The organism is Pseudoalteromonas sp. SG43-5, from assembly GCF_014164345.1.
Lineage (GTDB): Bacteria > Pseudomonadota > Gammaproteobacteria > Enterobacterales > Alteromonadaceae > Pseudoalteromonas > Pseudoalteromonas distincta.
In genome coordinates this window covers 12,483-25,987 of record NZ_JACJFA010000004.1, presented here as the reverse complement: position 1 = coordinate 25,987, position 13,505 = coordinate 12,483, and the positions used below count along the sequence as shown (strand labels likewise).

The 13,505-nt window shown below is 38.2% G+C and carries 10 protein-coding genes; 3 read left to right on the top strand and 7 right to left on the bottom strand.

Translation table 11 applies throughout. The features are described 5' to 3' along the window. Positions 1 to 74 precede the first annotated feature (74 nt). Entirely contained in the window at positions 75 to 2,924 is a 2,850-nt protein-coding gene (locus tag H5161_RS05615; RefSeq protein ID WP_182768875.1) for a UvrD-helicase domain-containing protein, read from the bottom strand. Positions 2,925 to 3,195: 271 nt separating this feature from the next. Between H5161_RS05615 and H5161_RS05610 the strand changes: the two genes are divergently transcribed. The 3 genes from H5161_RS05610 to H5161_RS05600 all read left to right on the top strand — a co-directional run bounded on the left by H5161_RS05610 (position 3,196) and on the right by H5161_RS05600 (position 5,446). Further along, a complete protein-coding gene (locus H5161_RS05610; protein WP_182768874.1) occupies positions 3,196 to 3,933 on the top strand; it encodes a hypothetical protein in 738 nt (245 codons plus the stop codon). A gap of 114 nt (positions 3,934 to 4,047) precedes the next feature. Next, a complete protein-coding gene (locus tag H5161_RS05605) occupies positions 4,048 to 4,962 on the top strand; it encodes a M14 family metallocarboxypeptidase (protein ID WP_182671832.1) in 915 nt (304 codons plus the stop codon). 73 nt (positions 4,963 to 5,035) lie between these two features. Beyond that, a complete protein-coding gene (locus tag H5161_RS05600) occupies positions 5,036 to 5,446 on the top strand; it encodes a hypothetical protein (RefSeq protein ID WP_182696237.1) in 411 nt (136 codons plus the stop codon). 42 nt (positions 5,447 to 5,488) lie between these two features. Here the strand turns inward: H5161_RS05600 and ccoG are convergent, their stop codons facing one another. From ccoG to H5161_RS05570, 6 genes are all read right to left on the bottom strand, one after another. Then, positions 5,489 to 6,871 carry a cytochrome c oxidase accessory protein CcoG gene (gene ccoG, locus H5161_RS05595; protein WP_182712924.1) on the bottom strand — a complete coding sequence of 461 codons (1,383 nt, stop codon included), beginning with the start codon at positions 6,869 to 6,871 and terminating at the stop codon, positions 5,489 to 5,491. Positions 6,872 to 7,016: 145 nt separating this feature from the next. After that, on the bottom strand, positions 7,017 to 8,435 hold the full coding sequence (locus H5161_RS05590) for a sigma-54-dependent Fis family transcriptional regulator (RefSeq protein ID WP_182768873.1): 1,419 nt from the start codon (positions 8,433 to 8,435) through the stop codon (positions 7,017 to 7,019). A gap of 93 nt (positions 8,436 to 8,528) precedes the next feature. Beyond that, the gene (locus H5161_RS05585) at positions 8,529 to 9,833 is read right to left on the bottom strand and encodes an AarF/ABC1/UbiB kinase family protein (RefSeq protein WP_182768872.1); all 1,305 of its coding nucleotides are present in this window, start codon (positions 9,831 to 9,833) and stop codon (positions 8,529 to 8,531) included. A 68-nt stretch (positions 9,834 to 9,901) separates the two neighbouring features. Beyond that, the gene (locus tag H5161_RS05580) at positions 9,902 to 10,456 is read right to left on the bottom strand and encodes a DUF1439 domain-containing protein (protein ID WP_002960677.1); all 555 of its coding nucleotides are present in this window, start codon (positions 10,454 to 10,456) and stop codon (positions 9,902 to 9,904) included. Between the two features lie 95 nt (positions 10,457 to 10,551). Further along, a complete protein-coding gene (locus H5161_RS05575) occupies positions 10,552 to 13,233 on the bottom strand; it encodes a DUF349 domain-containing protein (protein WP_182768871.1) in 2,682 nt (893 codons plus the stop codon). Beyond that, a complete protein-coding gene (locus H5161_RS05570) occupies positions 13,223 to 13,504 on the bottom strand; it encodes a YeaC family protein (protein WP_007378333.1) in 282 nt (93 codons plus the stop codon). The genes H5161_RS05575 and H5161_RS05570 overlap by 11 nt, the downstream gene beginning before the upstream one ends. Between the last annotated feature and the right edge of the window lies 1 nt (position 13,505).

The window sequence follows — 13,505 nt, the reverse complement described above, 5'->3', positions numbered from 1 at the left end:
AATCAATCAAATGAATATAATTTCTATTTACATTGTTCTATAAAATAGACAGGTGTAAACCTGCTCGTTAGCCGTTAAACATTCATTTTTCGAGTGTTTTTACAGTTATCCTCTTTAAGTGCGAAACCACTGCACCCTAAAAATTCACCGTGCTTAGATTTACGTTTACGCATTTCGCGACCACACTTTTCACAAATTGGATGCTGCGTTTTACACTCTGTATTCACACATTGTGAATACGTGCTTTTATCAACTGATGGGCTACTACAGCTTTTACACACTCGTAGTTTAGTTTCGCAAATCTGCGTATTAGTACAGCTATAATAATCACCATACTGACCCGTTTTTGGCACAATTAATCCGTCGCTGCACGTATTACACTCTCTTTGCTTTAGTTGCGACTTGTTAAACAACGTGGAGCCGATTTGAATAGGATAATCGTCATTTACTAGTTCTTTTACAAACGCTGAGCATGCATAAGGGTCTGCAATTAAATACGCTTTATGTTTTGCGCGCGTAATACCTACATAAAGCAAACGCCTTTCTTCTGAGTGAGTGAATTCATCTTGCACTGGTAATAACGACTCCACCAGGACGTTATTTTGATTATCGCTAGGAAACCCTAATTTACCTTGTTCAAAACCAATAATAATACAGTAATCGGCTTCAAGCCCCTTAGCGCTATGCAATGTCCAAAAATAAAGAGGGTTTGTATGCTTTTTATCTTTTAAATGCTGCTGCACGCTATTTAACATGTATCGGTATCGACTAAGTATGGCAATGCTCGCTGATGCATCGTTTTTTTGAATAGTGCTTATGCTCTGCTGTACTTTTATTTCTATCGATTTAGTGCCTTGGTATAAATCGTCTAACAAAATAACTTGTGGTGTGGTTACTTGCGTATGTGTGCTGATCTGCTTTTTATATTGCTCAGGGTTTTGCATTACAAAGCGCCCCGCTACATCACTAATACTATTGTTATATCTAAATGTTTTTTGCAACATAGTAAGTGAGTGGCTGCCCACTAATTCATTAAAGCGTGTAGTAAGCGCTAAATTACCACCCGAGAACCGATAAATTGCTTGCCAGTCATCACCTACCGCAGTAAAGCGTATTCCTTTGCCATATTTTAATATGGCATTTAAAAAAACCATACGCGCACTTGATATATCTTGAAACTCATCAACTAAAATGTGGCTCCATGGAATATTAAAATCTCCGCTTACTATCGCCTTTGTTGCTTGAATAATCATGTCGTCAAAATCAATGGCATTTTGCGTGCTTAGTTCATTTATATAAGCGTCATGAATTTGCACTAACAAGTTTGCATATTGTTGATAGTTTTTAATACCACTTTGCTTGATGCGCTGCGCTATTTGCTTATTACTTAGTTGCTCCACTCGAATAGCTTGTAAGCATTTTATGTACTTATCAATGCCTTGCTGTAACTGTCCTGAGTTATTTAAAGTATGAAATATTTCGTCGTTACTTAAAGGTGTTAATTCAACATTATGCTGCTTTAATTGTTTAGCGAGAGTTTGCTCTAGCTTTCCTTCTACCCAGTTGTAATGAAAGGTTTCGAGTAAAGTGGTGCCATTTTGTTTATGTAACTTACGCTTAAATGCAATTTGCTCGTTATAGTGTTTTTTATCTATATCGGCACGGGTATTCCCTTGCCTATCAATGCCAAAGTGCTCTAAGTAAATATCGTATTGAGGTATATAAAAGTCTGGTTGGTATTGCCCACTTAGCTCTGCGCCTTGATTAAAGTGATAATTCACCTCATAACTGTGCGCCACGCAATTCAAATGTAGCCAGTTTGAAATAAGCACTTCCTGATAACTTTTTACTTTATGACCCGCAAGGCTACGGTATTCGTTATCGCGTACGTACCGCTCGTACTGTGCATTATCTTTAAAGCTAAATATATCAATCGGCTCATGGAGTAAATCTACAAATGCTTTTAAAAACTGTGGCTCGGTTTGTATTTTTTTACTTACCCACCCAGTTAACCAACTATTTAATTGAACTGGGTCGGTTGCAAATTTTGACAATTCGATTGGCTTTTTAGCACTTTGTAATAATTTAAGCCCAAGCGCATGAAACGTTAAAATAGTGGGTGCTTTGGTATGCAATTTTGCATACGTGGCGCGTTTAATAAAGCGCTCTTTAAGCTCATTTGCTGCTGTTTTATTATAGGCCAGCACCAAAATTTGCTCAGGCTTGGCAATATCACACGCTATTAGATCTAACGATTTTGCGACCATCACAGATGTTTTACCTGTGCCTGCTGCCGCTAATACTAGGTTTTTATCGTTATCGCGTATAACCGCTAAGCGCTGCTCTGTTGTTAATGGATTTGACTCTACTTGATTAAAAAAGTCATTTTTAAGAGTTAGCTGTTTTTTTTCATATTTATGGCGCAGCTGTGCGATTGCATCGTGAGTATTGGGTGTGGAGCTCAGTATATTTAAAAATTTAATACTGCTTGGCGATAAGTGTTGTTGCCATGTATTTATACTTTGAGCGTATTGTTTAGCAAGTAAAAATACTTCGTTATTAAGTATTTTCATGGAACTATCACGTAAAAACTCATCTAAAGCATAACGCTTTAGCAAAGCCTTGGCGTTATTTACTTTTTGCTCAAGCATGGCTGAAAATTGCGTATTAAGGGCGGTATTTAAAGACTTAGCTTGTGCTTTGTTTAAAAAGCTAATTGATGTATTGCTACTATCGCACAAATTAATTTTGGCGCTAAATAAACGATTTTTAAGTATTGAGTAATTATCAAAGTCTTTAATTAAAAATGTCCGTGCGGGAACACTTCTAAAATGCACAACAAGGCGCTCTTGTTCAATAGTTACGTGTTTAATACGGGTAAAAAAACGGCCTAGCCAACTTGGAGTAGCAATATACTGCGCCATAATACTCAATATGAAGATATGCTTTGGCTTGATTGTAACATACTCTTTTATATTACATTTAACGCTAAATAGTAGTCATTTATCAAGCAACCTCTTAGCAGGCTGACTTTTAAAACTTAATGTTATCATTTTACTCACAACCATTAACAATTTTAAACATTTACAGATAGTGTGTTGTGTAACAATGCACAAATACACTTAATATATTTACCAGGTATATCCGCAATTAAACAATTACTTATAGCTAATTCAGTGGTTAAAAGGAGCTAACATGCTTAAAAAGTGCATTACCACAACTGCTTTAATTTTATTATTATGCGCCTGTACAACAGAAACAGAGTCGAATTTAGTAAAAACAAAAGGAATTTGGGCAGGCTTTGAACTGATTTCTGACGGTAACCGCACGCGTGTTAACGCAGAGCTAAATGCGGGAGATGCTAATGGCTCAAACATTATTTTAAGCGATAGCGACTCATTGCAAGCTGTTGTTAATAACACTGCTATTGTACTTACAAAAGATACCGACTTTTTAGACGTTGATTACCAAGCGTATATAAATGCTACTGATGATAACCAACAGTTTGATATAAAATTTAAACGAGACGATGGCATAAATGCGAATTCAGGTGTGGAACTACCTTTAAATTTTATTATTTTAACCCCGAGTAACAACCAAACTTTTAGTATTAATAGTCCCCTTACAGTTCAGTTAGATGGCACTGATCCCAATAGTACTAGTCAAGTAGAACTTAGCAGTAGCTGCACTAACAATAATAATGAAACACTTTTACAATCAATGCTTTTTGCGCTTAGTACTTCGCGCCTTGAAATAGATTTGCAAAGCTTAGATATGTTTAGCAGCTCGCAAGTAGATCAAAGTAAAACGTGTAGTTTAACCGTTAGTGTAAGGCGTGAACGAGTAGGTAGTATTTCGGGTGAGTTCGCAAACCAAAGTTATATTAAAGCCCAGCAATCACGCGCTATTAAAAATATGACTTTAACGTTTTAATTTGCACGCTAATTTACTCAGCGTTAAGCTACGCCTTTATTAAGTAATTTTACCAATTGTAATTGCCCTCCTTATTTATAGGAGAACAAATAACAGTTGATATAAAGGTTTATTATGACTAACAGCACATACCCTATTGGCACACCAGGCAAAAAATGGAATAACAACGATAAAGCCCAGTGGTTAGCACGCCAAAACATTAAACGCAGTTACCAAAACGAAGTCGTAACGCTAATTAATGACCTTAAAAGCACCTTAGATATAGAGCAATACGGCGAGCTTAATTACGCCGCTGGTACTTACCCATTATATATATTAAAAACGCCTAACTTTAATGCCAATAAACCAACTGTTTTAATCACCGGTGGTGTACATGGCTACGAAACCAGTGGCGTACATGGCGCACTTAGATTTGCTAAAACATCTGCTATGCAACACTCTGAGCAGTTTAATATTGTTGTTGCGCCCTGCATTAGCCCTTGGGGATATGAAACAATAAACCGCTGGAACCCTGATGCTATTGACCCTAACCGCTCATTTTACGAAGGCAGCCCAGCACAAGAGTCAGCAGCTATTATGGCGTTTGTAAAATCACTCAATGTAGACTTAGTTGCTCATATTGATTTACACGAAACAACCGACAGCGATAACAGTGAATTTAGACCCGCACTTGCTGCCCGTGAAGGCACGACAAACACTAATTGGAACATACCTGATGGGTTTTATTTAGTGGCCGATACCAATAAGCCTGAGCCTGAATTTCAAAAAGTAATTATCGAAGATGTGGCAAAGGTCACGCACATTGCCCCGAGCGATGAAAACAACCAGCTAATAGGCGTCCCTCAAGAGCAATTTGGCGTTATTAATTACGCAGCACGCGATTTAGGTTTGTGTATGGGCTTTACAGATGCACCCTATGTAACCACAACAGAGGTATACCCTGATAGTCCAACAGCCACAGATGAAGAATGTATTTTGGCGCAAGTAGCGGTTATTAAAAGCGCGCTTAACTATATTAAAGCACTTTAATAAGTTTGCAGCCGCTTGTACCCTCTTGGCTGCTAAACTACATTTAGATAAAAAGCTAATTTAGGAGGTATTAATGGAATACAAAAATAAAAACGGACACGTTAATTTATCGCTTGAAAATAACATAGTTATTGCACAATTTAGCGGAAACCTAGAACTTGAGCTTTTAAGTAATTTTAAAACAGCGCTTTTTGAAACCATTCAATCATTTAAAGGCGAAAAATGGGGTTATATAAGTGACTCATCAAACGTTGTAGCTGCAACCCCACAGGCCGAGCAAGAAATGGTAGCCATAAGCCACAGCATGCAGCAAAACAACTGTTTAATTAGCGCGTTTGTGCTTACATCACCTATTGCTATAAGCCAAATGCAACGAATAATGCAAAACGCCAAAAGAGACGTTACTTTCAAAGATTGTCTTTTTGATAATCTAGAATCTGCAAAGCATTTTATTTTAAATGAATTAAACAATGACTTGAGCTAGGTAGAGCTCAAGTCGTTGTTTATATAGAGCTTATATACTGTACTAATTTTTATAAAATTGGCTGTCTTTGGTTATAGTAATGCTGGCATCTTCTTGCGCTGTTACTATAAATTGTAACTTACTCACTTTGTGCGCAATATTGTAACCATCGGCTGTTACAGTAACGGGGACTCTTTTCATTGCACCTGGCTGTATAAGTGTAGAACTTGGACTTGAGAGTGTTGCTTCTGGCAAGCCCTCTATGGCAATACTGTAATGCAGTGCTTGCTGCGTTTTATTAATAATAGTAAGTGTATAAGGGTTTTCTACCAGGCCCTCGTAGTTCACTCTATAAAGCGCATTCCTATCGCGTAGTACTGAGGCTTCTATTGGTGTGCGTTGCAGCATCCATGCAAACATAGAAATTATTAACAAAGCCGTTAATGCGCCGTATCCTATTAGTTTTAATCTAAATGGATTGGTTTTTTTGCCTTCCATTTGTTTTTCGCTGGCGTATTTAATTAAGCCTTTTTGATAACCAAATTTCTCCATGGTATCGTCGCAAGCATCAATACATAAGCCACAGTTTATACATTCATATTGTAAGCCATTTCGAATGTCTATACCTGCCGGGCAAACCTCTACACATAAGTTACAGTCTACACAGTCACCTAAGTTAAGCTCTTTTGGATCGGCTTTGCGTTTACGCGGTCCACGACTTTCACCGCGCTTGCTATCATAGGTAACAAGCAACGTATCTTTATCAAACATAACAGCCTGAAAACGAGAATACGGGCAAGCAATCGTGCACATTTTTTCGCGTAAAAACCCTGCATTACCGTAAGTGCAAAAAGCGAATAAAAACACCCAAAAGCTCGTAATACCTGACCATTCAAATGTAAGCATTTCCATATACAAACTTTTTGCTGGAATAAAATACGCCATAAACGAGGTGGCGGTTAAAACTGAAATAATAATCCACGCACTGTGCTTAGTTATTTTTTTGCGCCAAGTACTTAGCGTCCACTGAGATTTATCTAATTTAATTCGCTGATTTCGCGTGCCTTCTATGCGCTGCTCTACCCACGAAAACATGAGCATCCATATTGTTTGCGGGCACGTGTATCCACACCAAACCCGACCAAGCCAGTTGGTTACAAAAAATAACGCAAAAGCCCCCACCATGAATAGCAAGGCTAAAATCATAAAATCTTGAGGAAGGAGTGTTAAACCAAAAATAGTAAAGGTTTGCGTTGCCACATCAAGCAGCACAGCTTGTTGACCGTTATATTGGATCCACGGTATTGCAATAAAAGTTAGCATTAACAGCCAACCTAAATTACGGCGTATGCGCTGAAAAAATCCTTTTTGCTCGCGGATATAAATTGGCCCTTCGGTGTTATAGGGCTTAATGATCATGTCTTCTTCTTTAATATCAAACTTCATAGTACTTGCTTCATAATGACGGGTATTACGCAAGCATTTGCAACTTTCAGACCAAGCTGAAAATTTATTTACATTATTGATATTAAACGGTTTATTTCAAAGAAATAAAATAAAATTCGCGACATTAAACGCACTTCGCGATATATCACGAATCTTTAGCAATCCCTAACTTTCGCATTTTTGAGCGTAGTGTACTCTCAGGTAAGCCCAATTTAACTGCCGCTCCTTTATCACCTGATATTTGCCAGTGCGATAACACAAGAACAGAGGTTATATGCTGCTTTTGCGCTTCATCGAGCGTAAGTGAAGGATTAATAACTACTTCACCACCCGCTTGCAAAGGCTGACTTAGCTGAAGTACCGCTTGATTAGATAAAATAGCTTCGCGTTCAAGTACATTTTGCAGCTCTCTAATATTGCCTGGCCAATCGTAAGCCTGCAGCTGCGTAATTACTTTTTTACTTAGCCCTTTTAAATTTTTCCCGAGCCGTTTATTTAGCTGCGCAATCAAATTAGCGCATAAATAAGGAATATCTTCTTTTCGATCTTTAAGGGCAGGTACTTTTATAGGAAATACATTGAGCCGATAATACAAATCAATTCTAAACGTGCCTTTTTTTACCATTTCCCACAGGTCGCGATTAGTCGCTGCAATTACTCTAATGTTTACTTTTAGCGTGTTGCTGCCACCCACGCGTTCAAACTCTTGTTCTTGCAGGACTCTCAGTAATTTACTTTGCGCCTCAAGTGGAAGCTCTGCTATCTCATCTAAAAACAAGGTGCCTTTATCAGCAAGTTCAAAGCGCCCTTTACGGCGGTCATTGGCACCTGTAAACGCGCCCTTTTCATGACCAAACAATTCAGATTCTAGCAAACTTGGGGTAAATGCGGCGCAATTTACTTTTATAAAGGCTTGTTCGCTACGCTTGCTTAGTCGATACAAATTACGGGCTACTAATTCTTTACCCGTGCCATTTTCGCCAAGTATAAGCACTGTGCTGTCGGTTTCACTTACCAGTTTTATTTGATCTAACATGGTTTGAAATATATGGCTTTGTCCAACTAGCCCTGAGTCTTGCCAGTCTTCGTTGAGCTCTGCAATTAAGTAGTTGTTTTCATCTTTTAGCTGCTCACTTAAGTGCTTTACTTGAGTAAGTGCCTCTTGCAGTGCATTTTGTGTTTGCTGTTGCAGTGATATATCGCGAAATACCGCTACAGCACCAATTAACTTATCATTTTGATAAACCGGTGTTGAAGTGTATTGAACTGCAAATGAGCTACCGTCTTTACGCCAAAAAACTTCATTTTTAACTTCACGACGCTTTCCGTCAAACATGGTGCAGTAAATTTGGCATTCATCTGCGGGATAAGGTGTGCCATCAGCATGAGTATGGTGATGATATTGGTGTATTTTTTTACCTAATAGTTCTTCAGCGCACCAACCTGTCATGCGCTCAGCGGCAGGATTAACAAACACCGCATTACCCGATAGGTCAAAACCGTATATGCCCTCACCTACTGCGTTTAGCAATAATTTAGGATCGTTTAAAAATTGTTTTATCATAAATGCACCTCGCGAAATATCGCGAGCATTATGGCAATTTTATACGCTAAGTGCACTCATTACTTAAAGTGCACTTACGCGTAAATTAAAACGCTAGAAATAGTGCTTAAATAACGTTTTTACATCTATTTTTGCACCTAGCCTTGCGGCTATTAAATAAAGTCCTACAAGTTTTCGGTGAATAAATAACGCATCAACGGGCGGTGTATGCCATTGCTGAGATTGCGCACTAAGGGCAAGCCCTGCATTTTTAATTTTGAGCGCGAGTTCACTATTTTTAAAATCAAATTCCCCTTTTACTCTTAGCGGCTCGCACGCCATTAAAAATAAATCAATGACGTTGTTTTTATACTCATCAACTAAGTCATTTTTAAAATAACCTATGTGTGATGCCGCTTTAAGTACACCTTCTCGGTTGTTTTCGCTACCCGCTTTAAATAAGGCTAAGTACGCTAAGCTAAGCTCGGTTGATATTTCTCGCGTTGCACCAAAATCAAATAAAACAATTTTTTGTGTATCAAGCTGATAATGAAAGTTGGCAAAGTTAGGGTCGGTTTGAATTAATTTAAATTCAAACATTTCTTTAAAAAACAAATCAATCAGTTGCTCTGCAACAAAGCTTTTTTGACTATCTGGTAGCTCTGTAATGCTCTCAATAGGTTCTGCTTTTATATACTCCATAGTTAGCACTTGTTGTGTGCTGTGCTCTGGATATACGTTGGGTACTTTAAAGTGGGGATTAGTTGCTAATGCATTTTTATAACGTATTAAATACTGAGCCTCACGTTTATAATCAGCCTCAGCTAATAACTGTGCCTTAGCCTCATTAATAAGTGGTTTAATATTAAGATCTTTTGGCAATAATCGAGAAATCGTTAATAACGAAATAACGTTATCGACATCACTTACTACACTTTTAGCAATACCAGGGTATTGAATTTTAACAGCAAGCTGCTCGCCATTTTCTTTATAAGCCAAATGGACTTGCCCTATTGAAGCCGCTGCAAAAGGTCTTAGCTCAATGTGAGAAAAACGCGCTAGCCACTCATCCCCCCATTGCTCTTTTAACACTTCAACAAGCTGCTTATGAGGCATTGGATTCGCGTCTGAGCGCAGTAAAGCAAGTAACTGAGCCAATTCAGGACTAAGTAAATCACCGGCATCCATTGAAAGCAATTGCCCTAGCTTCATCGCAGCGCCACGTAAATGAGATAGCTGTATAGCTAGTTTTTCAATGTTTTTAGGTTGTAGCAGTAAGCTTTTATTGTCCCAACCTTTACCTGTTAGCGCGCTCTTAGCGCCATCAACTAACATGTTGGTAGCAACACCTGTGGCAAGTGAGCCTAATTTTGCAAAGCGAGAAAGCCTAGAAGTGGGAACAGTACGAGGAGCCGCCATAATATTAAAACCTAATTAGCCTGAAAGTCAGGCTAATTAATACGTATATTATAAGTAGGTAGATCTACTTATAGACGAGGTACTAGCTTAATTGCACCTTCAACCACTTTCATATCAAGTGGAAGCTTACTAAGTAGCATCATTTTAGGGTCATCCATATTTAGAGTATAAACAGGGTTAACCGCTAAAAAAGCATTAATCACATCCATTGCTTGGCTATCAAGTGCACCTAAATTACCTTTGAAACCACCGGCATCAACACTCGAATCAAGTAATTTAATATTACGTAAAAACACCGCTTTTTTCTCACTGTCGTAAAATGGGCTACCTTCAATTTGTAGCTTTAAACGCACTGGGTATTTAAGTGCGAATGCATTAATTTCAGCGCTTGAATCAGCACCAAGAACAACAACGTCGCGGTTATCAGGCCCAATATTGACACTTAAGTCGTTTACATCAAACTGAACCGGCAAACCCATTAAGCTTACTTTTTCACTTAACTTTGGTAATTGCTTACCCAGTACAGACTCAACCTCAGAGTTAGTAAATGAATATACTGATATGCCTTGCGTGGTATTACAGGCGGTTAAAAATAACGCTGCAATAATAACTAAAATTCTCATGAGAACCCTTTTGTTTATAAATTAGTGGTACATAAAAAAGCCGCTATTAAAGCGGCTTAGTAAAATAGTAACCAGCACATATTATGCTGGTTTTATTAAGCTGCAAGTGTCGCTTTAAGTCGCGTTAGTGTGTCAGGTTCAACTGAACCGTCACTGAGCGCTAATAACTGTTTTAAATAATAGTTTAAATCAGCATGATCGCCACGATGTTTGTCATCTAGCATGGCTACTTGTTCTGCCATTCTAAGTGACTTATCGGTTGAACTTACGTTCGCTAGTATTTCCATGCGAGTAATAAGTTGCTCTTTACTTAATGTTGTTTTAAGCGGTGCTTGATACTGACTTGGTAACGCTTCATTGTTTTCAAGTGCAGTAATTAATGCATCTAAATTAGCTTGCTCAGATTTACTTGTAAGCAATGCAAGTTTATCTTCAATAGCAGCTAGTAGCTTAGTAACCTTTGGCGCTAACGATCTAAATTGCGTGTACCCTTTCACTTTTGTTTCTAGGTCGTGCAACTGCGCTCTTTGATTAACATCACTAAGTGCTGCTTCAAGCTCAGCAAGTTCTGCAATTGCTTGTTTATCTGACTCGTTTTGCTCGAGTTTTTGCTGCTCAAACTTACTACTACGCTTAGTAAATGTTTCATCGTTATACTGACGAAACTTTTGCCATAACGCATTTTCAGCTTTTAAACCAGCAAAGCCAATGGTTTGCCATTGCTGCTGCATTTGCTTCAACTCTTGGCAGGCAGCGGCTAAATCATCGCTTTGTGATAATTGCTGCGCTTTTTCTACTAACTCATTTTTAAGTGCTGCATTACTTTTATGAAATGCGTTTAATAAAGCCAGTACTTGTTGTTGCTCATTTTTATAACGATCGTTTAGTGTACGGTATGTTTTAGGGTCAACTTTACCCACACTGCGCCACGCTTTATTTAAACGATTGTATTGGCTTTCATATTGTTTCCAATCAAAATCATCCTCAGCAGTTGGCTGTAAATGGAGCGCATGCATGTCGTTAATAATACTTTCACGCTGTGCTTTTGATGCTTCGCGTTGCACTTCTTGCTCTGCGAAGTAACTACGGCAAGGCGCAAATAACAACTCGATTTGTTCATCAAACTGCACACCTTGTAGCTTTTCTTCATCTGTGTCTAAACGACCTAACTCATTCCAACGTTTACGTAGCGCTTTTACTTGCTCTGCGCGTTGTTGTGGGTCTGTACACTCTTCGCTTACTAATGCACTTACTTCTTCTAATAAAGCTTTACGCTTTGGTGCTGCAGCGTATTTTTGCCAATCTTTCGCATCTGCAAGTTGCGCTTCAAGGTCTGCTTTTATGTTTACAAGTGGCTGCTGATATTGCTCAGTAAGTGTATTAAATAACTCTTCAAAGCCTTTAAACACGCCAAAAGCAACATTAAAACGACCTTCTTCAATTAGGCGCTTAACATCACGAGCTTTGCGCTTTGCTTGGCTTTGGTTTTTTTCAAGTGGCTTAACTAGCTCATTCATTGGTGCTAAAAATTGCTTTTTATGCCCATTTAACTGTGTTTTAAAGGTACTTTGCAGTGCGCCATCTAAAACATTCAAATGATTACGCGCTGCTTTAAAGCCATTATTAAATTCAGTTAGAGTTGCATCGTATTGTGCTAAATCCTCTGCTGGCTTAATTTCGCATAATGCTGCAAAAGCGAGTTTGTACTCTTTAATAGCCGTTGTTAGCTCGGGTAACTTAGCAACTTGAGTAAATAGTTTTTCTAACTTGCTTACAGCAAGTTTTGATTGTGCATTATTAGCAAGTTCTGTTTCGCTAATAGCTTGCTTAGCTTGCGCTACTTTTGCATCAAGCCAATCTTGTTGAATTTGCTCTGGAGTTTCAAGACCAAGCTGTAAGGCATTTTCAATTTCTTCACCTAAAGCTTCAAGTGTTGCAAGTGCTAATAATTGACGCTGTTGTTGCGCTAATTGCTGCTGCTCTTTGTCATGTACTGCTTTTAGCTGTTCAATGTGTGCATCTAACTTAGTAGTAATAGAAATATATTTTTCATCAAGCAGCTTTACACGTTCATCACTTAACCATTTGAGCTCAAGTGCTTGCCACTGGGCCATTAATTCGCCGGCTTGTGAATTTACAACACCAAAATCTGTTTTTTCACGTAAAGCATTTAACTTAGCTAAAATAACACGTGTTGCACTTTCAACCTGAAGTGGCATTTCAATTGCTAAACGCTCATTTTCAATATGCGTTTCAAGTGCTGCTTTTGCATCACCTTTTGCATGTTTAACTAATGGCTTAATTAATTGATGGGTAATAACAAGTTCAACTAACTGAGTTTGTAGCTCTTCGCTACCTTCTTTAAATGCTTTTTCTACTAATTTTGGATTTGCTAAACGTTTTAATAATTTAACGCGTACTTGCAGTTCTTTTTCTGCAAATGCTAACTTTTCGAGTGTTTTAACAGGTGCAAAACGCTCTATGTATTCACTTTTGATTTGCGCTGTTAATGTACTTTCGCTATTTAAAACAGCATTAGATATTTGCAGCTCTGCTATATCTTTTAATGCTTGATCTTGTTTATACGCTTTCCACCATAGCGGCAAATTGTTTACCTTTTGCAGCGCTTTACGGCGAATTTCAGCTGAGCTATCTTCAAGTGCTAACGTGTTTAATATGGTTGCATCACGTTCAATGTCTAATTTTTCGATAGCATCAAGACGTACTTGTTGCTTTGGGTGTTTCCACTTAGGTGTAAAAAGGTGCTTAAAGATCATGTTCACTAAACCTAGCTATTTCGTTGTCTGATTTGAATTCTTTTTGTAGTTGAGCTTTTGTCTTTTGGATCATTTCACCATTAGCACCAATCGTAAATTGCTCGTTTGATTGAGCCACCTTTGCTTGATACAACATAACCAACTGCACTGTTTGTTGCTTTTGTTCATCTGATAAAACGGTACCGTCTGGCCACTTGCCAGTAGAAGCACCGTATTGTAAGCGTTCGAATAATTCGGGAGTAATATTTTGTACAAGATTGTCGATGTTCATG

What these genes read in the sequence shown, in the direction of transcription:
- H5161_RS05590 (WP_182768873.1), bottom strand. Translation starts at nt 8,435, where the DNA reads ATGATAAAACAATTTTTAAACGATCCTAAATTATTGCTAAACGCAGTA.
- H5161_RS05580 (WP_002960677.1), bottom strand. Translation starts at nt 10,456, where the DNA reads ATGAGAATTTTAGTTATTATTGCAGCGTTATTTTTAACCGCCTGTAAT.
- H5161_RS05575 (WP_182768871.1), bottom strand. Translation starts at nt 13,233, where the DNA reads ATGATCTTTAAGCACCTTTTTACACCTAAGTGGAAACACCCAAAGCAA.
- H5161_RS05615 (WP_182768875.1), bottom strand. Translation starts at nt 2,924, where the DNA reads ATGGCGCAGTATATTGCTACTCCAAGTTGGCTAGGCCGTTTTTTTACC.
- H5161_RS05610 (WP_182768874.1), top strand. Translation starts at nt 3,196, where the DNA reads ATGCTTAAAAAGTGCATTACCACAACTGCTTTAATTTTATTATTATGC.
- H5161_RS05600 (WP_182696237.1), top strand. Translation starts at nt 5,036, where the DNA reads ATGGAATACAAAAATAAAAACGGACACGTTAATTTATCGCTTGAAAAT.
- ccoG (WP_182712924.1), bottom strand. Translation starts at nt 6,871, where the DNA reads ATGAAGTTTGATATTAAAGAAGAAGACATGATCATTAAGCCCTATAAC.
- H5161_RS05585 (WP_182768872.1), bottom strand. Translation starts at nt 9,833, where the DNA reads ATGGCGGCTCCTCGTACTGTTCCCACTTCTAGGCTTTCTCGCTTTGCA.
- H5161_RS05605 (WP_182671832.1), top strand. Translation starts at nt 4,048, where the DNA reads ATGACTAACAGCACATACCCTATTGGCACACCAGGCAAAAAATGGAAT.
- H5161_RS05570 (WP_007378333.1), bottom strand. Translation starts at nt 13,504, where the DNA reads ATGAACATCGACAATCTTGTACAAAATATTACTCCCGAATTATTCGAA.